The organism is Paraburkholderia heleia NBRC 101817 (assembly GCF_000739775.1).
GTDB lineage: Bacteria > Pseudomonadota > Gammaproteobacteria > Burkholderiales > Burkholderiaceae > Paraburkholderia > Paraburkholderia heleia.
The window spans coordinates 22,175-46,629 of sequence record NZ_BBJH01000003.1 but is presented as its reverse complement, the minus strand read 5'-3'; the positions used below and the strand labels follow the sequence as shown (position 1 = coordinate 46,629).

General features: G+C 61.9%; 21 protein-coding genes. 15 read left to right on the top strand and 6 right to left on the bottom strand.

Going from position 1 to position 24,455, the window contains the following annotated elements; translation table 11 throughout:
• Nucleotides 1-188: 188 nt before the first annotated feature.
• A complete protein-coding gene (locus BHE01S_RS02155) occupies nucleotides 189-977 on the bottom strand; it encodes a TetR/AcrR family transcriptional regulator (protein WP_084068484.1) in 789 nt (262 codons plus the stop codon).
• 218 nt (nucleotides 978-1,195) lie between these two features.
• Here BHE01S_RS02155 and BHE01S_RS02150 point away from each other — a divergent pair, with 218 nt between their 5' ends.
• The 8 genes from BHE01S_RS02150 (at nucleotide 1,196) to BHE01S_RS02115 (ending at nucleotide 7,549) form a co-directional block, all read left to right on the top strand.
• Nucleotides 1,196-1,549 (top strand): DUF4148 domain-containing protein, encoded by a 354-nt coding sequence (locus tag BHE01S_RS02150; protein WP_052405645.1) that lies wholly within the window; start codon nucleotides 1,196-1,198, stop codon nucleotides 1,547-1,549.
• A gap of 316 nt (nucleotides 1,550-1,865) precedes the next feature.
• Nucleotides 1,866-2,369, top strand: coding sequence for a DUF1097 domain-containing protein (locus tag BHE01S_RS02145; protein WP_042260102.1), 504 nt, complete (start codon nucleotides 1,866-1,868; stop codon nucleotides 2,367-2,369).
• 176 nt (nucleotides 2,370-2,545) lie between these two features.
• Complete coding sequence (locus BHE01S_RS02140) at nucleotides 2,546-3,550, top strand: CobW family GTP-binding protein (protein ID WP_052405644.1); 1,005 nt, start codon at nucleotides 2,546-2,548, stop codon at nucleotides 3,548-3,550.
• 52 nt (nucleotides 3,551-3,602) lie between these two features.
• Nucleotides 3,603-4,346: a nitrile hydratase subunit beta gene (nthB, locus tag BHE01S_RS02135; protein ID WP_042260098.1), complete on the top strand. Its 744-nt coding sequence runs from the start codon at nucleotides 3,603-3,605 to the stop codon at nucleotides 4,344-4,346.
• Nucleotides 4,347-4,376: 30 nt separating this feature from the next.
• The gene (gene nthA, locus BHE01S_RS02130; protein WP_042260096.1) at nucleotides 4,377-5,000 is read left to right on the top strand and encodes a nitrile hydratase subunit alpha; all 624 of its coding nucleotides are present in this window, start codon (nucleotides 4,377-4,379) and stop codon (nucleotides 4,998-5,000) included.
• Between the two features lie 9 nt (nucleotides 5,001-5,009).
• Complete coding sequence (locus BHE01S_RS02125; RefSeq protein WP_042260093.1) at nucleotides 5,010-5,369, top strand: nitrile hydratase accessory protein; 360 nt, start codon at nucleotides 5,010-5,012, stop codon at nucleotides 5,367-5,369.
• Between the two features lie 19 nt (nucleotides 5,370-5,388).
• A complete protein-coding gene (locus BHE01S_RS02120; RefSeq protein ID WP_042260090.1) occupies nucleotides 5,389-6,438 on the top strand; it encodes a HoxN/HupN/NixA family nickel/cobalt transporter in 1,050 nt (349 codons plus the stop codon).
• Between the two features lie 73 nt (nucleotides 6,439-6,511).
• Entirely contained in the window at nucleotides 6,512-7,549 is a 1,038-nt protein-coding gene (locus BHE01S_RS02115; protein ID WP_157025083.1) for a GlxA family transcriptional regulator, read from the top strand.
• Between the two features lie 11 nt (nucleotides 7,550-7,560).
• Here the strand turns inward: BHE01S_RS02115 and BHE01S_RS02110 are convergent, their stop codons facing one another.
• Nucleotides 7,561-8,043, bottom strand: coding sequence for a hypothetical protein (locus BHE01S_RS02110; RefSeq protein WP_042260086.1), 483 nt, complete (start codon nucleotides 8,041-8,043; stop codon nucleotides 7,561-7,563).
• A gap of 909 nt (nucleotides 8,044-8,952) precedes the next feature.
• Between BHE01S_RS02110 and BHE01S_RS02105 the strand changes: the two genes are divergently transcribed.
• From BHE01S_RS02105 to BHE01S_RS02090, 4 genes are all read left to right on the top strand, one after another.
• Nucleotides 8,953-12,153 (top strand): efflux RND transporter permease subunit, encoded by a 3,201-nt coding sequence (locus tag BHE01S_RS02105; RefSeq protein ID WP_042260084.1) that lies wholly within the window; start codon nucleotides 8,953-8,955, stop codon nucleotides 12,151-12,153.
• Nucleotides 12,143-13,357, top strand: a complete 1,215-nt coding sequence (locus tag BHE01S_RS02100) for an efflux RND transporter periplasmic adaptor subunit (RefSeq protein ID WP_042260080.1) — start codon at nucleotides 12,143-12,145, stop codon at nucleotides 13,355-13,357. The genes BHE01S_RS02105 and BHE01S_RS02100 overlap by 11 nt, the downstream gene beginning before the upstream one ends.
• Nucleotides 13,350-14,834, top strand: a complete 1,485-nt coding sequence (locus tag BHE01S_RS02095; protein ID WP_042260077.1) for an efflux transporter outer membrane subunit — start codon at nucleotides 13,350-13,352, stop codon at nucleotides 14,832-14,834. Before BHE01S_RS02100 ends, BHE01S_RS02095 begins: the two co-directional genes overlap by 8 nt.
• A 177-nt stretch (nucleotides 14,835-15,011) precedes the next feature.
• Nucleotides 15,012-16,067: an alpha/beta hydrolase gene (locus tag BHE01S_RS02090; protein ID WP_042260075.1), complete on the top strand. Its 1,056-nt coding sequence runs from the start codon at nucleotides 15,012-15,014 to the stop codon at nucleotides 16,065-16,067.
• Nucleotides 16,068-16,188: 121 nt separating this feature from the next.
• On the opposite strand, the gene BHE01S_RS02085 is transcribed toward BHE01S_RS02090, so the two are convergent.
• Together BHE01S_RS02085 and BHE01S_RS02080 are read right to left on the bottom strand one after the other, a co-directional pair.
• On the bottom strand, nucleotides 16,189-17,124 hold the full coding sequence (locus BHE01S_RS02085; protein WP_042260073.1) for an SMP-30/gluconolactonase/LRE family protein: 936 nt from the start codon (nucleotides 17,122-17,124) through the stop codon (nucleotides 16,189-16,191).
• A gap of 33 nt (nucleotides 17,125-17,157) precedes the next feature.
• Nucleotides 17,158-18,012 (bottom strand): SDR family NAD(P)-dependent oxidoreductase, encoded by an 855-nt coding sequence (locus BHE01S_RS02080; protein ID WP_042260071.1) that lies wholly within the window; start codon nucleotides 18,010-18,012, stop codon nucleotides 17,158-17,160.
• Between the two features lie 484 nt (nucleotides 18,013-18,496).
• Between BHE01S_RS02080 and BHE01S_RS02075 the strand changes: the two genes are divergently transcribed.
• The 3 genes from BHE01S_RS02075 to BHE01S_RS02065 are packed head-to-tail and all read left to right on the top strand — an operon-like array spanning nucleotide 18,497 to nucleotide 22,450.
• The gene (locus tag BHE01S_RS02075; protein WP_042260069.1) at nucleotides 18,497-19,165 is read left to right on the top strand and encodes a (2Fe-2S)-binding protein; all 669 of its coding nucleotides are present in this window, start codon (nucleotides 18,497-18,499) and stop codon (nucleotides 19,163-19,165) included.
• Nucleotides 19,166-19,178: 13 nt separating this feature from the next.
• Nucleotides 19,179-20,186: an FAD binding domain-containing protein gene (locus BHE01S_RS02070; RefSeq protein WP_042260067.1), complete on the top strand. Its 1,008-nt coding sequence runs from the start codon at nucleotides 19,179-19,181 to the stop codon at nucleotides 20,184-20,186.
• Nucleotides 20,187-20,209: 23 nt separating this feature from the next.
• Complete coding sequence (locus BHE01S_RS02065; RefSeq protein WP_042260065.1) at nucleotides 20,210-22,450, top strand: xanthine dehydrogenase family protein molybdopterin-binding subunit; 2,241 nt, start codon at nucleotides 20,210-20,212, stop codon at nucleotides 22,448-22,450.
• Nucleotides 22,451-22,510: 60 nt separating this feature from the next.
• On the opposite strand, the gene BHE01S_RS36390 is transcribed toward BHE01S_RS02065, so the two are convergent.
• Entirely contained in the window at nucleotides 22,511-22,828 is a 318-nt protein-coding gene (locus BHE01S_RS36390; RefSeq protein ID WP_084068482.1) for a DUF4148 domain-containing protein, read from the bottom strand.
• Between the two features lie 355 nt (nucleotides 22,829-23,183).
• On the bottom strand, nucleotides 23,184-24,134 hold the full coding sequence (locus tag BHE01S_RS02060; protein WP_042260063.1) for an oxidoreductase: 951 nt from the start codon (nucleotides 24,132-24,134) through the stop codon (nucleotides 23,184-23,186).
• Nucleotides 24,135-24,455: the final 321 nt, after the last annotated feature.

Sequence of the window (24,455 nt, the reverse complement as noted above, 5' to 3'; positions counted from 1 at the left end):
ACCAAGTCGTCAACTGACGACTTAAGAGGCACGCAACTGCGCGCGTGTCAGGATCGCAAAGACCGCGACCTGAGCGCGAAAGGGCGCGCGCTCGCACGCCCTGAAGGAGACGGGTAGTTTGTTTAGTGCCGCAGCCGGTCGTGCGGAAGAACGACACTGAATCACCGGCGCCGTTCTTGTTTCAGGCGTCAGGCAGGCGAAAGCGGCGGAAGAAGTGCCGGAACGCTCGCCAGAAATGCGCGCACCGTCATTGCAATAACGTCTTCCACCGGCATTGCGTCGTCGTGACCATAGATGCGGCGACGGATCGCAAGGTGCGAAATGGCGCCGTGCAGGATCCAGCCGACCTCCTTGAGCCCGTCGGAAGTTGGCGGAAGTGATCGTCCTGCTTCATGAGCAGCCTCTGTCACGACAATCTCGAGCGCGTGGGAAATGACTGCGTTCGAGTATGTCGGCGCCATGCTCAGGCCCGCCAGCGACGAGAAGAGGAACAGCCGCAACCATCGGCGCGTGAGCAGCGTCTCATAATATTCGCGGTAGAAAGCAATCAATCGCGCCTCGACAGGCACGTCTCGATCCTTGAGATTGACGAACCAGATTGCCTTGAATATGCCGGCAATTTCATGGTTGTAAACTTCCTCGATCAGCGCCGCCTTGCTCGGAAACAAGCTGTAAAGCAACCGCTGGGAGATGCCACATACCTCCGCGATAGCGCGTGTCTGTGCCTCCAGCCCGTGCTCGGCGAAGTAGTCGGCGGCCTTGGCAAGAACGAGCGCCCGGCGCTCGGTGCGCGGCAGCCGCCGTACGATCTTTTGCTTCGGGTGCTTCGCGTGAATATCGCCCGAGGGTGCGCGTTCCGCCTGCACATCTTCCTTGTCCGGCATCCCCTCTACGGAAGCACTTTTGCCTCGCGCAACGCGGCGGCGCGACTCGGCCGCCGGCTGGGCTTTCACAGTGCTTTTCATGTTCCCTTTCATGCTTCTCTCGCTGGTTTTTCTTACTATTATCCAACGAAAGTCGTCACTTGACGATCGGTCGCGGCGGGAATTTTGTCGGGCTATCCGCTAACGCCCCAGACCAAAATCAATTCGTGCTGGAATATTGCTCCCCTCGACTGTTTGCTCGCATGAGAAGCATGGAGGAACCCGCTCTTTCGCTTTCCAGAAAATGTAATTTTTTGATTTAGGAATTCGAAATGAATCTACGCGTTGCAATTTCACTTCCTGTTCTTGCACTGATGTTTGGGGGGTTTGCCTGCGCCGCTTCTGCGCAGGGCCTCACGAGGGCCGAAGTGCGCGCAGATCTCGTCCGCGTCGAGCCGGCCGGCTACAACCCTTCGATCGGCAATGATGCGACCTATCCTGCGGACATTCAGGCGGCCGAGGCCAAAATCGCAGCGCAGGACCATCAGTCTCTGGCAAACGATGCGATGGGAGGCACGTCAATGAACGGCATGTCCGACTCTGGCTTACCTATGCCTTCGCACAACGGCACGTCCTCGTCGTGCGTGGGCCCGTCCAGCTATTGCAACATTTTCTTCGGAAGCTAAGCCACCTCGATGCCTGCTTCAAAGTTTTCGAGCGCTGGCTCCCGCTGCCGATATCAATGCATTTCGCACCGGAGAAGTGAACGTGTGCACCAAGGCTGCGCGGCCCGGCTCTCATCTCTCGACGGTTGATCACTTTCGGCATGCGGCGGCGGTTGTCCGCTGCAGTCCACCTCGACATAGACGGACACGCCTCACGGCGCTACCGGACCATTGCGGCATGAATCCGGACAGAGCCTTCGGGCCGGCCCAAACATCGCTAACAGGTTGTTCGCGTAGCGATCAAGAGCCCTTCGTCAACTCGTTCAAGGAGAGAGCAATGAAGCAATCCGAGGCATACACATTGAGTATCGGCTTCCTCGCCGTGGTCGACACCTGGTTGACCGGCACCTTGCTTCCCATGCCGGTCTGGGTCACGTTCATCGCGTGGGCGTCGTTCTTCGTGCTGGGCGGCGGTTCGGCGGGTTTCATCAAGAGCATCGCATCGAACCTCGTCGGCCTCGTCATCAGTTCCCTCACCTTGCTCGCCATCAACGGCACGAGCCAGACGGCGCTCGCCATTGCCGTGTGCGTCGGCGTTGGCAGCGCGGCGATGGTGCAGGCGTCGAAGATCAAGTTGCTCGACGTGCTGCCCGCCATCGTCTGGGGATTCGCATCGACCGTCGGCACCACCGTCGCTTCAGGCCGCCCGATCACGACGCCAGGGCTCGCGAACCCCGGGCTCGTCGCGGCCGCCGCACTCGTGACCGGCGCCGTGTTCGGCTATGTGTCGGAAATCGCCGGGGACGCGCTCACCACGAGGCGGGTGATGGGTGCGAACTGAATGGCGGCTTGCGATCGAAACGACGTAGGCATGGCCGTTTCAGACCTTTCAGCTCGATCCGGCCAGCCAAACCTGCGAAGCGTGCCATCGTCGCGACCGAACAGGACGCGGGCCTCTCAGGCCACGGTAATTTCGCTATTTTCCTGATATATCAGCAACCCGACACGGAGATTTCCATGCGGATCAAGAAGGTCCCAACGACTTTGATCACCGGCTTTCTCGGCGCCGGCAAGACTACTCTTGTCAATCATGTGCTCGACGCCACGCAGCCAATGCCAATCGGCATCGTTGTGAACGAATTTGGCGAAGTGGGTATCGACGGGGAGATGATCGTCGCCGAGAAAGAAGCCATTGTGGAGATCAGCAACGGCTGCGTGTGCTGCACCGTGCGCGCTGACCTCGTGACGAGTGTGCTCGCGCTCCTCGACCGCTTCGGCGACGGGCTGGAACGGCTGATCGTTGAAACCTCGGGCCTCGCAGATCCGGCGCCCGTCCTGCAGACGTTTCTCGCCGCCCCAGACGTGCGCGAACGTGTCGAACTGGAATCCGTGGTCGTCGTCGTCGACGCGTGTCATGCGCAAGCACAGCTTCGCGATGACATCGCGCGCGAGCAGATCGTCTTTGCCGATCGTATTGTTGTGAACAAGGCCGATACGGCCACGCCTGCACAGATTGAGTCGCTGCAAGCAACGCTGCGTCAGCTCAATCCGGCCGCGACGCACGAGTTGACGACGCATGCCCGTATTGACGTTCCCGTGCTCCTCTCCGCGAAGACGTTCTCAGTCGACCATCTGCTCACTATCGAGCCGGACATTCTCGACGACGGCGAGCATAAACACGAGCACGACACGAGTATCGAATCTTTTGGCTTCGTGATTCCCGGCGCACTCGACCCGCTGCGTTTCAACCGTTGGACGAACCAGCTTGTGCAGTCGCAAGGCTTGTCCTTGCTGCGCATGAAGGGCGTATTGAACATCGACGGCGAAACGCGCCGTCTGCATTTCCACAGTGTCCACATGCTGATGGATACGCACTTTGGCAAAGCCTGGGCGCGCGACGCGTTGCGCGAAAGCCGTTTCGTCGTCATTGGCCGCGGCCTTGATGTGCAGGCGTTGCGCGCCGGCCTGGTGGGCTGTATCGCCGCAGTTGCGGAAGGCGCCGCGCCTGTGCCAATGAGCTGAGTCTCCCTTACCCTGTAGTGGCCCGATTCATTTTTAACGATATGGACTCCAAATGAAACTCCAACATCACCTTGGCGGACTCGAAAACCTGGGCCCCGTCAATCTGGACACGCGCGTGTTCGCCCACCCGTGGGAACAGCGCATCTTCGGCATCCACACTGCCATGATGGCCGAGAGCGCACACCTCGACACCGCGCTGCCTGGCTATCCCATCAAGACGCTGCCAACGACCCTCCGAAGCGACTGGACGTGGGCATCGCTGCGCACTGGCGCAGAGGGCATGCAACCGTTCGAATACTTCAAGTTCCGCTACTACGAGAAATGGCTTGGCGGCATTTCCCGGTTTTTCATCGACGCGGGCTACCTCACTGCGCAGGAGTTGGCCGAGAAGACCGCGTTCTACCGCAGCCAGCCTGAGTCCCCGCTGCCCCAGCGGCCCAATACGGCGCTCGACGCGCAGATCGACGCCTACCTTCAGCAAGGCGATTCACCCCGGCACGCCAGCCAGCAGGCAGCACGCTTCGAGGCTGGACAGCGCGTGCGCGTGGCCGACCCCGAAGCCGTCGATCACACGCGGCTGCCGGGTTACCTGCGCAACAAGACGGGCACGGTCGAACTCGCCTATCCGGGCAGCTATGCGTATTTCGTTTCGACTGGCGTCGACGGCATCGGCGAGCCCATGCCGGTCTATCGCGTTGCCTTCGCGGCGGCGGACATCTGGGGCGCAGGCAAGAGCGAGGCCAACACGACGATTTACGCGGACCTGTTTGAAGCCTACGTGGCAACGGTTGCCTGATTCCGCGCACTACTGACAAAGGAGAGAACCATGAGCGATATTTTTGCTTTTCCTGACGACCGTGAGGCGTCGAGCGCCGCGAAGGTGCGTGCACTCGAAGCGCTGCTGATCGAAAAGGGCATTATCGGCAGCGATTCGGTCGATACGGTGCTGCGCCATTTCGAAACCGTGGCAGGCCCCTTCAACGGCGCCAAAATCGTTGCGCGCGCATGGATCGATCCTGCCTACAAGGCGCGTCTGCTCGAAGACACGCCCGCTGCGATCGCCGAGCTCGATCTGCCCGTCGGGATGACGGGCGCGGAAGGCGAGCACATGGCAGCCGTGGCCAACAGCGCCGATGTGCACAACCTCATCATCTGCACGCTGTGCTCGTGCTACCCGTGGCCGGTGCTCGGCCTGCCGCCCTACTGGTACAAGGACCCGGTGTTTCGCGCGCGCGGCGTGCGCGAGCCACGCGCCGTGCTGAGCGAATTCGGCGTGGCGGTGCCGGAAACGAAGGCCGTGAAGGTATGGGACAGCAGCGCGCAGATCCGCTGGTTCGTCGTTCCCGAGCGCCCGGCGAACACGGAGGGCATGAGCGAGGAAGCGCTAGCCGCGCTCGTCACGCCCGAGTCGATGATGGGTGTGGCACTCGTTGCCGCGCCGCAGGCGTAGGAGCAGGCGATGTTCACTCGATTCGAGGAATACGCCGCGGCATCGATGCTCGGTCACGCCGACTCGCCGCCACGCGTCGAAGGCAAGCTGCTGTTCACGAACCGCTGGGAGCGCGACGTATTTGGCCTTGCGCTTTCGCTGGCGAAGGCCGGCTGCTTCGAGTGGGAGGACTTTCGCCAGTGCCTGATCGAAGCGATCGGCCGCTGGGAAGCACTCGAATGCGCGCACCAGCCGCGCTGGGACTATTACGAGCGCTTTTTCGAAGCGCTGCTGAAGGTGATCGGGGCGAGCGGCACGCTCGACCCAGCGGAGTTGGCGCGCGCGCTCGCGCCACGCCCTGTGAGCCGATCCGCACTGATCGACCTGTAATCTCACGAAGGAGACACCCATGAGCTTCGCCACTGAACCGCGGCATCCCCGCGCGTCGAGCCGCTCGCGCATCGTCGCCATGTACACCACACTGGCGCTCGTCAATATCCTCGCGTGGACCTGGGCGCTCATCGTCCTGCGCACGTCGCCCATGCTGCTCGGCACTGCGTTTCTCGCGTACAGCTTCGGCCTGCGCCACGCGATGGACGCCGACCATATCGCCGCGATCGATAACGTGACCCGCAAGCTGATGAACGACGGCAAGCGGCCCGTGACAGTCGGATTCTATTTCGCGCTCGGCCATTCGCTCACGGTCGTGGTGGGCGCGCTCGTCGTCGCGCTTGCAACCCGGTCGCTTGCGCACCATTTCGAAACGCTACGCGAAACCGGCGCGACGATCGGCACACTCGTGTCCGCGGTTTTCCTTCTCGCAATCGCAGCGCTCAACGTCGTGCTGCTGATCGATCTCGTGCGCGCCTTTCGCAAGGCGCGCCGCGGCGAGATCGGCGACGCGCACAACGACGACGCTGTCCCCCTTGCGGGCAATCTGATCGCGCGCATGTTCCGCCCGCTCTTTGGGCTTGTGCGTTCGAGCTGGCTGATGCTTCCGCTCGGTGTTCTCTTCGGCCTGGGCTTCGAAACCGCCACTGAGGTGGCGCTGCTTGGCACCTCGGCATCACAGGCTTCAGCCGGCTTCTCTATCTGGACGATCCTTGCCTTTCCGTGCCTTTTCGCAGCGGGCATGCTTACCGTCGACACGACCGATGGCATCCTCATGCTCGGCGCGTACGGGTGGGCCTTCATCAAGCCTTTGCGCAAGTTGTACTACAACCTGACGATCACGCTGCTATCGACGCTCGTCGCCGCGCTGATCGGGGGCATCGAGGCATTAGGGCTCGCCGCGCAAATGCTCGCCCTCTCCGGTCCGTTCTGGCGTTTCGTCGATGCCCTCAACAGCAATTTCGGGTTGCTCGGCTACGGGATCGTCGCAATCTTTACGATTGGCTGGCTCGCCTCGGCGATGCTATATAAACTGAAAGACTACGAGAAAGGGGCCTCGCCGGCATGAGCCGAAGCCGCCTGGTACGGCCTGGTCCGCAGCCGACCGGCGGCCTTCCTTCCACTGTCTGCGAGTAAGCGCAATGAACCGCATCAAGGTCGGCATGGTGGTGTTCCCGGGATTCCAGTTGCTCGATATCGCGGGGCCACGCGACGCATTCGCCGAGGTCCGAGTCCTGAGCCAGGGAGAATGCGAGTACGAGATCCTCACTGTCGGCACGACGCGCGGTGCGATCCAGTCGTCGAGCGGCATGACGATCGTGCCGGAGCGCACGATTTTCGACGCCTGCCCTGACTTCGACACCGTGATCGTGCCCGGTGGCCTTGGGATCTTCGAGATCTTCGACGACCCGGCGCTCAGCGAATGGCTGCACGCGCATTACCGGCGCGCTCGTCGCGTCTGCGCCATTTGCAACGGCCTTTTCGCTCTGGGCTCCGCGGGCCTGCTCGACAACCGCGTGGTCACCACGCATTGGATGGACGTGCCCAGGCTCGCCGCGACCTTCCCGAAATCGCGCATCGAGCCCGATCACATCTACGTGAAGGACGGCGGCATCTACACGACGGCAGGCGTGACAGCGGGGATCGACCTCGCGCTCGCGTTAATCGAGGAAGACTACGGACGCGCGATGGCGCTGGATGTCGCGAAGTATCTCATCGTGTACCTGCGGCGAGCCGGTGGTCAGTCCCAGTTCAGCCCGCTGCTGGAATCGCAGGCGGCGCCGCATTCGCAAACCACGTCACTACAGCAATACATTCTCGACAACCTGCAGATCGACCACACGGTCGCTTCGCTCGCCGAGCGCGTGCACATGAGCGCGCGCAATCTCGCTCGAACATTCAGCAAGGAATGCGGCGTCACGCCCATGATGTTTCTCGCCAACGCACGCATCGACGCAGCACGGCGCTACCTGGAAGGGACGGATTTGTCCTTGCGCGAGATCGCGAAACGCTGCGGCTTCGAGAGCACCGATGCGTTGCGGCGTGCGTTCGCGCGACGCCTGCAGATCAACCCTGCGGACTACCGCGCGCGCTTTCGCTCGGAGCAAACGACAGGCTTATTGCCGCAGACGCCGACCAACAGCGTCGCGGCTGCGAAGCAAGTTGCGCGCGGCCGCTAGGGCGCGCGCTCCTACGTCACCGCGCGCGCCGCAACCGCACCGGCATTCTTGAGCACGGCTGCCCTCGCGCGTATGCGATCCAGTGCATCGTAAGCCGTAACCAGCGCGCCAACCGGAACGTACTGCAGCAACTTGTCGTAAGCCGTCACGAACGGTGCGAAAGCCGCCACTCCGCGTTCGTCGAGGCACCATTCTCCGGTCCGCTCGGCCCAGTCGAATGAACGCGCTACCGAGCCATCGGCATCGTCGATCTGCTCCTGGGTCGTGATGCAATAGCCCAGTTCGACCATGTACGCGACAAGACACATGACATCGGCAAGCAAGCGAATGCACGATGCACTACCCTTGCCGCGCCGCAGAAGATCCAGCGCAATGTGAGCACGCAATGCCGTGGAACTGGATGCCGCCGGGGGAAGCGGCAACAGGCGCGCCTTCGAATGCTGCGCCTGGGCCGAGCGCACATTGCGCAAAATTCTATGGTTCTTCTTTGCCATAGCCTGCAATCATATAGCCGGGTTCGCGAATTAAATCAGGCACGCACAGCTTCTTCCAATTGAATGTGCCTCTCGACGTGATAACGTCCTTCTCCGCCGCCAAGCGGATTGTTCCAGCTTCTTGCAGGACGCACCAGCACGCACTTGATGGACCCATACTTACCGGGAGGAAACAAATCGCGAGCACAGGCGTGAGCGCCAGCGATGACCTTCAAGCGTGAATGGATTACCGCGGCGTCAAAGACAACATCGGCATCCACCCCAATGCCCCATGCCGTATGATCCAGCCGCGCCACGGGTATCGGGGGAACAGATGCAATACGCCGATTTCTGCCAATCCAGCCGTAATTCCGGCGCGCACGGAAACGAACATAGGCCACTCGACAGAATCACGGTTTCCACGAGGAAACTAAATAAACCACGAGTAACTGTTCCTGAACGCCAGATTCGATGATCTGATAGGCCATTAATAACTCGTAACAAAACCCTCTCTCTATTGAAGGCGCAATGCGACCGTTGTCCGCACCCTCTTTTACCGCTTCAGTAAGCCACTGTTTTATCAATAAAAAACACAGAGGCCGAGCACGTTGACTGCACACGATCCACTTGTACTGTCACCGGTTTAGTGCGTCATCCTTAGAATATGTCGCCAGCAAGAAGTTGATCCTTTGTGTACATTCCGGCTTTGTACGTTTGCACGCGCTTAAGTCACGAAGGACACACGCACCACAATGCGTCTTCGCCGACGGCTCCCATGAGCTAATGCATCATGCAGCGGTCCGCAAGGAAGGCGTGCCGCTCCCAGCGCGTCGACGAACGCTATCGAAGCCACGTGCGACGTTTGCCGCGACTAGTTCGAACGAACGACGCCCGCTTTTCCCAGTCACTGTGCTTTGCAGGAAAATCCACATGCTCGGCCTGGTACGTATCGCGCTGCGGCGTCCATACACCTTTGTCGTGCTGGCAATCATCATTTTCGTCATCGGACCGCTGTCCGCGATGAAAACGCCAACCGACATCTTTCCCGACATCCGCATCCCCGTCATCAGCGTCGTGTGGCAATACACAGGGCTGCCACCTGATCAGATGGCTGGCCGAATCACGTCACCCTTCGAGCGGACGATTACGACCACCGTCAACGACGTCGAACATATCGAAGCCGAATCGGTAGCTGGATTCGGCATTATCAAGATCTTCTTTCAGCCCGGCGTGAACATCGCCACCGCGAATGCGCAGGTGACCGCAGTCGCACAGACCCAGTTGCGGCAATTGCCGGCGGGCACGACGCCGCCGCTGATCCTGAACTACAACGCTTCGACGGTGCCGATCATCCAACTCGCGCTGTCGGGAAAAGGGCTTAGCGAACAAAACCTCGGCGACCTCGGACTGAACCAGTTGCGTCCGCAACTCGTCACGGTTGCGGGCGCGGCCATCCCCTACCCGTTCGGCGGCAAGACGCGCCAGGTCCAGATCGACGTCGATCCGGCGAAACTGGAGGCTCGCGGCCTTTCCGCACAGGACGTCGCCAACGCGCTGGCGATGCAAAACCTGATCACACCTGTCGGCACTGCAAAAATGGGAGATCACGAGTACACGCTGCAACTCAACGATGCACCCGCTGCAATACGCGAGCTCGGCGACCTGCCGGTGAAGGCTGTGAACGGTACGACAGTCTATATTCGCGACGTTGCCAACGTGACCGACGGCAGCCCGCCGCAGACCAATATCGTGCACGTGAACGGTCGCCGCTCCGTGCTGATGACGGTCCTGAAGAACGGCTCCGTGTCGACGCTCGGGATCATCGCAGGAATCAGGCAGCATCTCGCGGACGCGCGTGCCGCATTGCCAGACAACCTTCAGGTCGCCGCCATTGGCGACCAGTCGCTGTTTGTGCGCTCGGCAATCGGCGGCGTGGCACGCGAAGCGGTGATCGCTGCGGTGCTGACCAGCCTGATGATCCTGCTATTCCTTGGCAGCTGGCGTTCGACGATCATCATCGCGACATCGATTCCTCTTTCGATTCTCGGCTCCATCGCGGCGCTCTCGGCACTCGGCGAAACGCTGAACATCATGACATTAGGCGGTCTGGCGCTCGCTGTCGGCATTCTTGTCGACGACGCGACTGTGACGATCGAGAACATCAACTGGCACCTCGAACACGGCAAGCCTGTCGAGACCGCGATTCTCGATGGCGCCGCGCAAATCGTCACGCCTGCATTTGTCTCGTTGCTTTGCATCTGCATTGTGTTCGTCCCCATGTTTTTCCTGAACGGCGTGGCGCGCTTTCTCTTTGTACCCATGGCGGAGGCAGTGATCTTCGCGATGGTGGCTTCGTTCATCCTGTCGCGCACGCTGGTCCCGACCATGGCGAACTTCCTGCTGCGCCCCCACGTCGTAGCGCACGGTGAGCATGACGTCCGGCGAACCGGTCCGCTGGCGTGCTTTCAGAAGGGTTTCGAGGCGCGCTTTGAAAACGTGCGCTCGGGCTATCGCGGGTTGCTGGAACTGGCGCTTGCAAATCGCAGGACCTTCGTCGGCTGTTTCCTCGGCTTCGTGCTGCTCTCATTTGCACTCGTGCCATTGCTTGGCCGCAACTTCTTTCCCGCCGTGGACGCAGGCCAGATCCTGCTGCACGTTCGAGCCCCCATCGGCGAGCGCGTCGAGAAAACATCGGAGATCATTGCCGGCGTCGAAGGCGCCGTGCGCCGGATCGTGCCGCCCGCGGAACTTGGCACCGTGGTCGATAACGTTGGCTTGCCGGTTAGCGGCATCAACACCGCGTACAACAACACGGGCATCATCGGCTCCCAGGACGGCGACATCCAGATCGAGCTTAACGAAGGACACGGACCAACCGCCGACTATGTGCGCGAAATGCGGGAACAGCTACCCCGCGAGTTTCCCGGCGTGACGTTCTCGTTTCCCCCGGCGGACATCATCAGCCAGATCCTGAATTTCGGGTCGCCGGCTCCCATCGACTTGCAAGTGCGCGGCAACAATCTCGCCGGCAACTTCGACTACACGAACCTGCTGCTGCGCGACATTCGCCGCGTACCTGGCGTTGTCGACGCGCGCATCGAGCAGTCGCGGGCCAGCCCGACGTTCAACGTCGATGTCGACCGCACGCGCGCACAACTGCTCGGCATCACCGAGCGGGACGTGACGAACAGCATGGTCGTGAATCTCGCGGGTTCGAGCCAGGTCGCGCCGACGTTCTGGCTCAATAACGCAAACGGTGTCTCGTACCCGATCGTGATGCAGACGCCCCAGTACAGTCTCGATACGCTGTCGTCGTTGCAGAATCTGCCGATAACGTCTTCGACCGCTACGTTGAGTGGCCCACAGATTCTCGGCGGCCTCGCCACGTTCGACCGCACGAGCAGCAACTCGATCGTGAGCCAGTACAACATCCAGCCGATGGTCGAAATCTTCGCGACTACGCAGGACCGCGATCTCGGTGCGGTTGCTTCCGATATCCAGAAGGTCGTCGCAAGTCATGCGAAGTCCCTGCCGAAAGGCTCGTCCGTTGCTTTGCTCGGCCAGGTGCAAACAATGAACAGTGCTTTCACCGGCATGCTGTTCGGCCTGTTGGGTGCGGTGGCGCTGATCTATCTGCTGATCGTCGTGAACTTTCAGTCGTGGGCCGATCCGTTCGTAATCGTGTCCGCATTGCCGGCAGCGCTCGCCGGCATCGTATGGATGTTGTTCCTCACGCATACCACGCTATCGGTGCCTGCGTTGACGGGCGCAATTATGTGCATGGGTGTCGCGACCGCGAACTCGATTCTCGTCGTGAGTTTTTGCCGCGAGCGGCTCGCCGAGCACGGCGACCCGCTGAGGGCCGCACTCGAGGCTGGATTTACGCGCTTTCGGCCGGTGCTCATGACCGCGCTGTCAATGATCATTGGCATGGCGCCAATGGCGCTCGCGCTCGGAGAGGGCGGCGAACAGAATGCGCCACTCGGCCGCGCGGTGATCGGCGGCCTGCTTTTCGCAACGACGGCGTCGCTCTTTTTCGTGCCCGTCGTTTTCTGCATTATCCACGCGCGCCGCGGGCGCGCGGCTACTCCCGACTCGTTTGCCTCGGAAGGTACCGCTCATGTCGTCTGAACCGATTGAATCCGCCCGCCAGTCCGTTTCCGAGCCCGCCATCGCACGCACGCGAGCCCCGCGGCGGCTCGCGGTTGCGACCCTCGCAGGCGTCGCGATTGTCGTGGTCGCGGTCGCATCGGGCCTTGTGCTGCGCGCCACGGATGCGCGCAAGCTGAAGGCCTGGACCGATGCACAGGCCGTGCCGACCGTGAGCGTGATCGCGCCTGCACGCGAGGGAAGCGGCCCCGTGCTCACGTTGCCTTCCGAACTGCAGGCTTATTCGCGCGCGCCGATCTTCGCGCGCGTAAGCGGCTATCTAAAGGCGTGGAATGTCGATATCGGCGCGCACGTCAAGGCCGGTCAAGCGCTTGCCGAGATCGAAACGCCGGAGCTTGACCAGCAACTCGCGCAGGCCAGGGCCGATCTCGACACTGCCAAGGCCAATGCGGCACTGGCGCAGACGACGGCGAAACGCTGGCAGGCGATGCTTGGCACGGACGCGGTCGCCCAGCAGGACGTCGACCAGCGCACGGGCGACTACGCCGCCAAGAAAGCGATCGTCGCCGCGGCGCAGGCCAACGTCGACCGCCTTGTTGCGATGAAGGGCTTCGCCCGCATCGTTGCGCCGTTCGATGGCGTCGTCACCGCGCGTGAGACCGATGTCGGCGCACTGATCAACGCGGGCAGCGCAGGCGCGGGACAGGAACTTTTCGCCGTGTCCGATGTGAAGCAGTTGCGTGTGTATGTGCAGGTGCCGCAGAACTACGTGCCGTTGATCCATGAGGGGACGACCGCCACGCTGACCGTGCCTGCCTACCCGGACCAGCAATTCACTGCGAAGGTGATTGCATCGGCCGATGCGGTCAACGCGAATTCGGGCTCGACGCTTGTGCAACTGCTCGTCGACAACAGCGAAGGCAAGCTGCTGCCTGGCGGGTTCGCGAGCCTGCAGTTCAGGTTGCCCGTCGAAGCGAACGCACTGCGTGTGCCAGCCAGTGCACTGGTGTTCGACAGCCACGGGCTGCGCGTTGCCACGCTCGACCGAGGCGGCCACGTGCGGTTCAAGGACGTAACGATTGCACGCGACCTGGGCGACGCCGTCGAGATCGGTTCGGGTCTCAAGCCGAACGACCGTGTGATCGATATGCCGCCCGATGGGCTCGCCAATGGCGACCCCGTCGAAGTCGCGACCGGCGGTAACAAGGTAAGCGTCCATGGCTAAGACTGCAATCCAGCCGCGTGCGCGGCGCTTGCCGTGGGCGTTGCCTGCCTTGTTCGCCGGTGCGGCGCTCATTGGCGGCTGCTCGCTCGCGCCGGACTACAAGGTGCCGCCCTCGCCAGTCGCTTCGCAATACCGGACGATGGGCCCGTGGGTCGACGCGAAGCCCTCCGACCGGTTGAGCCGCGACGGCTGGTGGAAGATGTACGGCGACACGCAGCTTGACGACCTCGAGGTGCGGCTCATCGCGAACAACACGGATCTGCGCGTTGCGTTCGCGCACTATCAGCAAGCTCAGGCGTTCGTCGAGCAGGTCAGCTCCGGTCTTTTCCCTAGTGTCACAGCGGTCGCGATTCCACAACGTAACCGGCAATCGGCCACGCGGCCACTACGCGTCGGCGGGCCGGACTACTACAACTCGGTGACACTTGGCGGCGAGGTCGACTATGACCTCGACCTGTGGGGCCGCGTGCGCGACTCGGTAAAAGCGGGCAAGGACGAGGCACAGGCAACGAAGGACGATCTCGCGTCTGTGCAACTGAGCCTCGAAGTCGAACTTGCCGACAGCTACGTCAAGCTGCGTGGCCTCGATCAACAGACCCAACTCCTGCAAGAAACGGTGGTCGCTTATGCGAAGGCGCTCCAACTGACCCAAACGCTCCATGGCGGCGGGATCGTCCCGGGTCTCGACGTATCGCGAGCGCAGGCACAGTTGTCATCTACGCGATCGATGCTGTCGCAAAACCTGGCGCAACGCGCGCTGCTCGAGCACGCCATTGCGGTACTGGTCGGGGCGTCGGCGTCCGGGTTCACACTGCCTGAAGAAACCGCGTCGCTTTCGTTGCCCTCGATCCCGGTCGGCGTGCCTTCCGCGCTGTTGCAGAGGCGGCCGGACATCGCCGCAGCGGAGCGCCGCGTGGCTGAGGCGAACGAGAAAATCGGCGTCGCGCGCGCCGCGTACTTCCCATCGATTACGCTGAGTGCGCAGGCGGGTCTGCAAAGCGCCGCCTATGCGGGCCTCTTCAGTGCACCTAATCTCTTCTGGACGGTGGGTCCGCAGCTTGTCCAATACGTGTTCGACGGCGGCTTGCGACGCGGGCAACTCGATGCCGCAAAGGCCGCAATGGACGCATCGGGCGCGATCTATCGAGGTATCGTCTTGTCCGCCTTCCAGCAGGTCGAAGACAACCTGTCTCTGCTGTCGGATCTCGGCACGGCGTTGGGCCAGCAACGCGACGCGGCGCAGGCCGCGCAGCATGCGGTGGACCTGGCGCTGACGCAATATCGGCACGGCGCCATCGGTTATCTCGACGTGGTGACGGCACAGACCATGGCACTCGACGCGCAGCGCGCCCTGCTCGATATTCAAACCCGACAGTTGAGCGCGAACGTGCAGTTGATCCATGCTGTCGGTGGTGGATGGTCGGCCGACGCCCTTGCCCAGACCGCCCTGGCCCCACCGGCGGGCACACTCCCATGACGTCATCGTCGTCACGATCGCCCCTGTCCTTGCCTCGCTAGCGATAGCCGGTCAAGAATCGCCGGAGCCTGGGCACTCAGCCCAGGTGCCGGCTCCGCGCCCCGCCGCATCTCCGCTTCGCCGCAGAGACGCAGAGACGCAGTTCAATCGGGTTTTCAAACTTCAAGCCAATTCAGAATGAAGCTCACGAAATTTCTTTTGCTGGCGTGCGCCGCGTTTGCGAGTGCTGCGGGCGTCGCGCACGCCGACGGCGTTGCGCTCACACCGCGGCAAGTCCCTGCGAAAACCGTGCCGGTGCCGGGCGATGTCAGCCCCGAGCTGCAAAAACTCATTGCAGCGCCCGACAACCCCAACTGGAACGCCCAGTGGACGACAGGCGATGAGTGGAGAAAAGCCGCGAATATCCAGGCTGCCGCGGTCCTGAAAAACATCCCGGCCATGCAGGAGCGCCTCGGCGTGACGGTGCAGCCGACGACGATCGGCGGCGTGCGGGCATATATCGTGACGCCCGACGACATCCCGCCCGAACATCGCGACAAGGTGCTCATCCACATTCATGGCGGGTGTTATGAGTTGTACCCTGGAGAATCCGGTACGACCGAAGCCATGATCATGGCCGGCCTCGGACATTACCGCGTGATTTCGGTGGACTACCGCATGCCGCCCGAGGCGTATTTTCCGGCGGCGCTCGACGACGTCGAAACGGTCTACAAATCGGTATTGAGCACACACGACTCGAAGAACGTGGGCGTTTTCGGAACATCGGCTGGTGGTGCGCTGGTGCTCGAACTGATGCTGCGGTTAAAACACGACGGGCTCCCGGTGCCTGGCGCAATAGCCCCGGGCACGCCGATGTCGGACCTCACGAAGGTTGGCGATTCGTTCTACACGAATGAGAAAGTGGACAACGTGCTGGTGTCGCGCAACGGATTCTGCCAGGCCGCGGCGGACGTCTACGCGCACGGCCATGACCTGAAGGACCCGCTCCTCTCCCCCGTATATGGCGACATGCGTGGATTTCCGCCAGCCATTCTGACGACCGGGACTCGCGACCTGCTGCTCAGCAACACCGTCCGCGTGCACCAGAAGCTCCAGCAGTCCGGGGTCGAAGCGCAACTCGAGGTTTTTGACGGAATGTCACACGCTCAATATCAAATGGATGACCGTGTGCCGGAGGCAAGAGCGGCGTTCGCTGAAATCACCCGGTTCTTCGACAGGCACCTGGGCTATTGACAGGCAAGCGGCGCGAACCGTGCCATGCCCGATCTGCGGGAGACTCTCAGCCTCCCTGTCCCGGTTCGTACTACGAATCTTTTCGGATTTACGAATAATCGACACGCATCGGGACCGGCAGCTAGCGCACGACCGCCGGCGCTGCATCGACATATAGCGCGTAGAGCGATTGTCCCGCCGCCATGAACAGACGGTTATGCGCCGCCCCGCCGAAGCAGAGATTGGCGCATCGTTCGGGAAGGGCAATACGGCCGATGGCGCCGCCGTCGGGCGCAAATATCATGACCCCATTGAGCCCGGCTCCGGTGCCCCAGCCTGCCCAAAGATTGCCATCGACATCGCAACGAAAGCCGTCTGGCGCACCGTTCTCGCCCGCATCGACGAAGACCCGACCGTTTCTCAAATGCTTCCCGTCGACGACCTCGTAGACACGGATGCGCCGCGGCTTCGAACCCGATTCGACGATATAGAGCCGTTGTTCGTCAGGCGAGAAACATAATCCGTTGGGATTGACGATGTCGTCGGCGACAATCTCGCAGCGCCCGGTGGCCGCATCGAGGCGATAGACATGCGTCGGCAATTCGCGCTCCGCCTTCCTGCCTTCGTAGTTCGTCGTGATGCCGAAGTCCGGGTCGGTGAACCAGATGCTGTCATCGCTCTTGACCACCAAGTCGTTGGGCGAATTCAGCCGCTTGCCTTCGAAGCGGTCGGCGAGCACCGTTATCGACCCATCGTATTCGGTGCGCGTTACCCGCCGCTCACCATGTTCGCACGTGACGAGCCGCCCCTGGCGATCACGTGTATTGCCATTGGCGTATCCGGAGGGCTTGCGAAATACCGACACAGCGCCAGTTTCATCGTCCCATCGCAGGATGCGGTTATTGGGAATATCGCTCCACAACAGGTAGCGCCCGTCGCCGAACCATACGGGCCCTTCGCCCCAACGCGTACCAGTGGCGAGTCGCTCGACCGCGGCGTTCGTGATTCGGTACTTTCTGAAATGCGGATCGAGCACCTCGACCGCGGGGTCCGGATAGGTTTCACTGGGTTGCCACATAGCGCGCTTCGCCTCGTGGTATTGAGCGCGCCCTTAGCGCGGCTGTTTGACAAAGGCTTCGAACGCCGCAGCATAGTCCGGATGCCAGCGCGACAAAGCTGGCCGGTTTTCGACGATATCCCCGACGGCCCACAGCATGCGGCGCTCGTCGAGCGAGCGCGGCACATCGTTGTCCGGACACAAAATATAGAAGTCGCCGGCTTCGAGGCGCTCAAGCAGGAAGTCGACCGTTTGCTCGGGTGTCCACGCCGCGGCAGGTTTTTCGGTTCGGCCGTTGCGCGTCAGTTCGGTAAACACGAAGCCAGGAATGAGCAAATGCGCACTGATCCCGCACCCGGGGGTATTGCGGAGTTCGTGCTGCAACGCTTCGGTGAAAGCCTTCAGCCCGGCCTTCGAGACGTTGTACGCCGGGTCGCCGGGCGGCGTCGTGATGCCTTGCTTCGACCCGGTATTGATGACGAGCCCAGGCCGGCCGCGCTTGATCATGTCGGGCACAAAAACCTGCGTGCCGTGAATGGCGCCCCACAGGTTGACGCCCAGCACGCGGGTCCAGACTTCGGCGGGACCGAACATGCCACTGCCCGGTTGAATGCCGGCGTTATTCATCAGCACGTCAGTGCCACCGAATCGTTCGGTAACGGCCGCGTGAAGACGGCGCACGTCGTCGAGGAGACTCACGTCCGTCTCGAGTCCAAACACGTCCTGCGCGCCGTGCGCGCTCAGCCCGGCGACTTCTTCCACGGCACGCGCAATTCGATCGGCGCCGCGGTCCGCAATGCAAACGCGAAGTCCGAGTGCAGCAAACCGCCTTGCCGCCGCGAGGCCTATGCCCGCCGCGCCACCCGTGACGACGGCGACGGCTCCCTTGGTCAAAGCAGAATAAGACATGGTCTGGGTCCTTGCTGTGTGCATCGCGGTGTCTGCGCAAGCGCAGCAGCGCCCCGATGAGATTTGAGAGTATGCCAGCGGTGCGCTCTTTTCGCATCGGCGCTGGCCGTCGTTACGGCAGTACGAGCCCCCAGGCGATTATTTCAGCTTCTGCATCCATGCACCAGAAGGCACTGTTCGGGTACCTGCTTTCCGCCCGGAAATGTACACGAAGTACGTGAAAAAATAGCGAAGCCATGATGGCCTCATTCTGCTTCCGACGCAGCGAGACCGAGCGCCGCCGATCAGTTCTTCCCGACGCGTACGCCGGTTGACGCCGTCTGCCCGCTCCCGAATGCGCGTCAAAAAAGAAAATTGCCATCCTCTCGCCATTCGCGCGTCAGTTATCGGCCACGTTTTCGCCAACCCGCCTCTATACCATCCGCAAGAACAAGGGCGATGGTGTTCGTCCATTTCAATCCTTGTTTCGCGGAGAATTTGATTCATGAACAACGAAGCCCCAAAAGAGAAAGCGGGTGAAGAGAATTCGGCGTTGGCCCTGACGCCCGTTACGCGCCGTTCCTTTCTGGCGCGCGTGGGAGCGGCGGGTGTCGCAATCGGTACCGGACAACTGCATACCGCCGCGCTCGCGGATACCGGCGCGCCGAACAAGAATGAAGCACCCGCAGCGGACGACGCCGCCTCAGGCGCCACTGTGCAAGTGCGGCTCAACGTCAACGGTACTGCGTACAATCTGAACATCGATCCGCGCACGACACTGCTCGACTGTGTGCGCGACCATCTGCGTCTGACCGGCACCAAGAAGGGGTGTGACCACGGCCAGTGCGGGGCCTGCACGGTGCACGTCGAAGGCAAGCGGGTGAATTCGTGCCTGAGCCTTGCCGCCACCCATGAAGGCGAGGCAATCACGACCATCGAAGGAATAGGTGCTCCAGGCCGTCTGCACCCCATTCAGGCCGCGTTCGTCGAGCATGACGGATTTCAATGCGGCTATTGCACGTCAGGGCAAATCATGTCGGCCGTCGCGCTGCTCAACGAGCCTTACGGCCACGGCGACGATGACGTGAAAGAAGCCATGAGTGGCAATATCTGCAGATGCGGCGCGTATTCGAACATCATCGCCGCGATCCAGCACGTTCGCGGCAACGCTTGAGCTGAGCGCAGATATGGAAAGCTTTCAACTCAAACGTGCCGACAGCGTCGAGCAGGCATTGAAACTCTCGCAAGCACAATCCGCTGGGCAACAAGGCGACACGTCCGTGCGGTTTCTTGCCGGTGGCACCACACTGATCGACTTGATGAAGCTCGGCGTGGAGCACCCGGCGCAGGTGCTCGACATCCATAGGCTGCCGCTCGACAAGGTCGAATCCCACGCCGGCGGCGGGGTCGCGATTGGCGCAATGGTGCGCAATTCCGATCTCGCGAATCATCCGCTCATCAAGACGCACTACCCTGTCCTTTCAGAGGCGCTGCTTTCAGGTGCGTCGGCGCAGTTGCGCAACATGGCGACGACCGGCGGAAACCTGCTCCAGCGCACGCGCTGCATCTACTTCCGCGACGCCACGACGTCGTGCAACAAGCGTGAGCCTGGCACCGGGTGCTCCGCAATCGGCGGCTATAACCGTAATCTGGCGATTCTTGGCACGAGCGATCATTGCATCGCGTCGAATCCGTCCGACATGAGCGTGGCGATGACGGCGCTCGAGGCCACCATCCACACGCAAGGCAGCGAAGGGAAGCGGAGCTTCGCGATCGACGACTTTTACCTGCTGCCGGGAAAGACGCCGCAGCGCGAAACTGTCCTGAACCCCGGTGAACTGATTACTCACGTGACGCTCCCGGCGTCTGCGCCTGGCAATCGTGGGGTGTATCTGAAACTGCGTGACCGTGCCTCGTACGAGTTCGCGCTAGCGTCGGCAGCGGTAGTGGCATTGGTAGCATCAGGGAGGATCGAGCGCATCAGGATCGCGCTGGGCGGTGTCGGCGTGCGGCCATGGCGCACGCATGAAGCGGAAGCCGCCTTGCTTGGCCGCGCCGCCAGCGATGAGGCGTTTCGCGCCGCGGCCGCTGCGGCCGTTCAGGGAGCACGCCCCCAAAGCCAGAACGCCTTCAAGGTCGAACTCGTGCAACGCTGCATACGCCACGCGCTCAAGCTTGCCACTCAGACTGCCTGACACGGCCGCCCCGCGGAGAAAACATGCCATTTGCCAAACGAACTACCCCGCCAGCGATCGGCGGCGATTTTTCACGAATTGACGGTCCGCTCAAAGTAACCGGGCAAGCGACCTATACGTCGGATTTCCACCTGCCCGGCATGCTGTACGCGGTGCCGGTGTGCGCCGCCGTGGCCAAGGGGCACATGACGCGCGTCGATACCGCGGCCGCCGCCAACATGCCCGGCGTCAGATCCATCTTTACGCACGAGAACATCGGGAAATTCTATCGCGTCGGTATCGGCTCGGATGCGCGCATCGATGAAAAGCGTCCGCCGTTCGAAGACAACACCATCTACTATTTCGGGCAGTACATCGCCGTCGTCGTCGCGGACACCTTCGAGCAGGCAACCGCGGCCGCGCGCGCGGTGAAGGGCGAATACGCGTCCAGCCAACCAGATGTACGCACGTTGATGCTCGCAGAAGTCACACCTTCCGTGGACACGCAACGCGGCGACGCGAACGCCGCTTTCGCCGCGGCGCCCGAAGCGCTGAAGCTTGATCAAACCTACACGACGCCGATCGAGACACACAACCCGATCGAACTGCATGCGACGCTTGCCGTCTTCGACGGCACGAACTATACGTTCTACGAAACGTCACAGTCGATCGTAAACCAGCGTGCGACGATGGCGCAAATGCTCGGAGTGCCGGAAGATCGTGTGCGGGTCATGACGAAGTACCTTGGATCGGGATTTGGCGGCAAGCTGTTTCCCTGGTCGCACTCGCTGCTAGCCGGTGCGGCAGCGCGCAATCTGCTGCGGCCGGTCAAGCTGGTGGTGACGCGCGAGATGATGTTCCACAATGTGGGCCATCGCACCAGCACGCAGCAGCGCATGCGGTTGTCGGCGACACCGGAGGGACGCTTCACGTCGATTCAGCAGGACTACGTTTATCAAACGGCGCGTCGCGAGACACGAAAGGAGAATTGCGGCGAAACCACGGGCTATCTCTACAGCTCGCCGAACCTGCGCGTGACGGCGGCCTATGCGCGCCGAGATATCGCTCCGAGCACGTCGATGCGGGGACCCGGTGCCGTACCGGGCCTCTTCGCGATCGAATCAGCCGTGGACGAGCTGGCCATCAAGCTCAACATCGATCCGGTGAAATTGCGTCTGATTAATGAGCCAGCCATCGACGAAAGTCTGAATGTGCCGTTCTCCTCGCGGCATTTGAAGGAATGCCTGACGACTGGCGCGGAAAAATTCGGCTGGTCGTCGCGCACGCCCGCCACCGGCTCGATGCGGCGCGGTGGACTTGTGGTCGGCTGGGGCGTCGCCGCCGGCTCCTGGGCTGCACGACGTCTTGCCGCGGACGTAGTCGTCGAACTCCATGCCGACGGAACGGCGCGCGTGGCAACGGCTACTCAGGATATCGGCACCGGCACCTATACGGTCCTCGCGCAGATGGTCTCCAGCGTAACGGGCATCGCGCTCGAAAAAATCTCGGTGGCGATCGGCGATACGCGACTGCCGCCTGGACCGATTTCGGGCGGCTCGATGGCGACCGCGTCGCTCGTGCCGGCTACGTTGCAGGCCGCGCAAGCGGCAGTAAAACAGGTGCTCGCCACAGCGTCTGGCACAGATGGCTCGCCGTTCATGGGCCAGTCGGCAGACACGCTCGAATTCGCTCGCACAATGGTCTATCGCAAAGGCACCTCGCCGGGTGCGGGCGTACCATTTGAGCGCATTCTCGGGCCGGCCGGGATCAACGTGGTGGTGGGCAAAGGCCGCTCCGGCCCGAGCCAGGACGACGCCGACGCCTCGAAGGTGTCGATCCACTCGTATTGCGCGCACTTCGTCGAGGTGACGTGGCAACCCGACACCGCTCGCCTGCGCGTCAGCAAGGTACTGAGCGTGATCGACGGCGGCACGATTATCAACGGGCGCACCGGCTTGAACCAGATTGAAGGCGCCGTCGTGATGGGCGTGGGCATGACGCTTTTCGAAGAAACGCTGTACGACACGCGCTCCGGTGCTCCGCTGAACCGGAATCTCGCCGACTACATGATGACGACCCATGCCGATGCGCCGACGATCGACGTGACATTCCTCGACCACCCGGACTATGCACTGAATCCGCTCGGCGCGCGCGGGATCGGCGAAATCGGCATGGCCGGCGTTGCGCCGGCAATCACGAATGCCGTGTATCACGCGACGGGTGTTCGCGTGCGCGACCTTCCCATACGAATCGAAGATCTGCTGAAGTCCGAAGTCGCTGCGTAATCGTGCGGCCTATTTCACGGGGTGCCCGGCGCAAGACGCGCCGACTCGCGGCCATTCTCCTCAATGATGGCGGTAAAGCATTTGCTCCGCCGTCGAACCAACACTCGCTTCATCAGGTGCGCCGCTCACGCTCGTGCCAGTGGCGACGCCGCCTGAGTCATTCGATACCGGGACTTTCGCCTCCGCTGCCTGAATGTCCGCAGGGTACTGATTCCGGAGTGGACGATAGCCCGCCTGCTGGAGGCGAACGAGATCGGCACGTACCTCTCCGCGCGCAGTGGGAGCGCCGTCCGCTTGCGCAGATGGCGTTTGCCCAAAGGCAAAGACCGGAATGCTCAGTACACCCGAGATTAAAGCGACTTTAAAGAACGATTTCATGATGCTAATCCTTACTCGGTGAATAAACGGTTCGGATGTCCGCCGTGCCGCCCTTTTGGGGGTCCGTGCGACACCCATCGGTCGCGAACGCCTAAGGCATTCTGCGACTTCGCTACCAACCGAAATATGTCGGGCAGGTTACAAATTCGTCATCTTTCGCCCGAACGCACCACCGACTAACGGCGCAATCTGAAACGACCGCGTGTATTCGATTAGCTAACCGAATTAAATTCTCAACACTGGCTATACCGCGCCCAATATCAGGTGCAAGCTGGTTTCGCCGGCGATACAAGATCGGGGCCGTCGTTTGCCCGAATCGTTCGCTCGATGCGCCGCGAGAATTGACGAGATGGTCCTATGCGGCCATCAAGGCAGCAGCCAACGTCTCGCACACCTGCCAGAGTCGCCGTGCATCGTCTTCGTCTTTCGCCTGAGCAGCGATCTTTGCCGGCCCCACCCGTTCGCCCCGTGCCTCGAAGAGGCCGAGCGGGCCATAGTAGCCACCGTCGACTACGTCGGGCGCCGTCGCGGCATAGAGCATCGGCAACGCACCGGCGACGTCGCTGTTCAGGAAGGCGCCGATAAAAGCGCCGAGCACGGCGCGCGCCGCGTGGCCAACGGAGGAATGGCAGCCGCTGCGAAACAGATTCGTGTTCGCAACGCCGGGATGGGCGGCAACCGACATGACGCGTGATCCGCCAGCGCGAAGACGCCGGTTGAGTTCTAACGCGAACATGAGGTTGGCGAGCTTCGACTGCCTGTAGGCGGCCATAGGTCGGTAGCTTCGCGTTGCCTGCAGGTCGTCGAAGTCGAGCTGGCCCTGCTTGTGGGCGATCGAGGCAATTGTCACCACGCGCGGCCGCTCCCTCGAGTTGCCTGCCGCCATTTCGAGCGCCGGAAGGAGCAACCTGGTCAGCACGAAATGCCCAAGCACGTTAGTGCCGAATTGCAGTTCCAGGCCGTCTGCGGTTTCTAGCCGTCGAGGCGGCGCCATCACGCCCGCATTGTTGACGAGCAGATCTATCGGCTTACATGACGCGATCTCGCGGTCCGCAAACGCGCGCACGCATGCGAGGCTGGCGAGATCGAGCCGCGCAAGCTCCGCCTGGGCTCCTGGCACCTCTCTGCACAGGCGAGCGAGCGCTTCAGCGCCGCGCCGCTCATCGCGGCACGCGAGCACAACCTCGGCGCCGCGTCGAGCCAGGACTGCGGCTGTCTGATAGCCAATGCCACTGTTTGCACCAGTGATGACAACACGCCGGCCCGTTTGGGGCGGGATGTCATCGAGATTCCACGGTTTGCTCATGGTCGTCGCGGGCCGTGCATGCCGAAGGCGATGAGGGGCGTCAGTCGGGATCAGGGCATCTCAGCGTGTCAAGCTCCGATCTGGTTGACCATCGTTTGACAGTGCACCGACACAACGATAATGCCTGCATCGCCGCGACAGCGCGAGCGAGGCTCAGCGTATTGTTTCGAGCAGGAACCATACACGTTGCCCGGCCTGATCGATCCAGTCCTCGATCATACTCGTGGTCGCGGCATCTGTGTTTTCGCTGCAGACCTCGTGCAACGCACGAAGATATCGTGAAGCCAGCGGATTGAGTTTGGCGTGCTTGATTGAGCAGAT